This is a genomic window from Ligilactobacillus equi DSM 15833 = JCM 10991 (genome assembly GCF_000615765.1).
In the GTDB taxonomy this organism is placed as follows: Bacteria; Bacillota; Bacilli; order Lactobacillales; family Lactobacillaceae; genus Ligilactobacillus; species Ligilactobacillus equi.
Genome location: NZ_BAMI01000140.1, coordinates 1 through 874, shown reverse-complemented (window position 1 = coordinate 874; position 874 = coordinate 1). Strand labels below are relative to the sequence as shown.

Here is an 874-nt window from a genome sequence, read left to right as displayed (position 1 = left end):
ATTCAAAATCGGCTTGAAACCCTTCTAAACTACGGTTATGAGTCTCTTCGCTACCGTATAATTTCAACTGTGAAAAGCACGTTTCAATTCTTCGGCGAATTTGATTAAGTAATGAATTATTGTGCCGTTTGGCACCTTTCATGTTAGACCGAAACGGTGTCCATAATTGATAACCCATTTCTCTAAATTCTTGGACTATCTTTTCACCAATGTAGCCAACGTCCGCTAAAACTTGAGAACATGGGCAGTCAGCTATTAATTCTGAAGCTACTTTGGCGTCATTGACTGATGCAGATGTAACTTCGTATTTCAAAATTAAGCCATTAATGCTTACTACCATATGAATTTTAAAGCCGTACAAATAAACCTTTTTAGTTGCGCTATAGCCGATATTAGCGACTTCACTAAAAATTTTAGCTCTTCTGTTTCTAATAGGTTGGCAAAGTGGTAACGGGAAACTATCCATTATCGCCATAGTGCTTATTGATGTTTGAGTCAGCAGTCCCTGTCTAATTAACTGAAAATAAAGGGTAAGACGCTTTCTTCTTCGTAAAAGACGAGAATATTCAAGCATTGGTTCATTAGGCAAAGTAAGCTTAAATAAGCGGTAAAAACTAATCCAAGATGATATACGGTACTGTACTTTAAGGCACATCATAGCCATGATTGAAGCATCAGAAATTTTAGTATGTTCGATATTCCTTCTATTTTGGTACTTAAGAGGTACATACTTTTTAATTAATTTATCGAAAAGTAGCCAGTATTGGGAAAATAACTCTTGAAAAGTTTGAACATTACTATTAATCTTGAAGTAGCTTAACATGGTTTGACTCCTTTTTTGGTTTTTAGTTTTTTTATTTAGAGTTTAACCCTT

The 874-nt window shown here is 34.7% G+C and carries 1 protein-coding gene; it reads right to left on the bottom strand.

The window, feature by feature from the left end:
- Positions 1–823 (bottom strand): IS982 family transposase (locus JCM10991_RS11800; protein WP_025021597.1); only part of this gene is annotated, 823 nt, incomplete at its 3' end.
- Between the last annotated feature and the right edge of the window lie 51 nt (positions 824–874).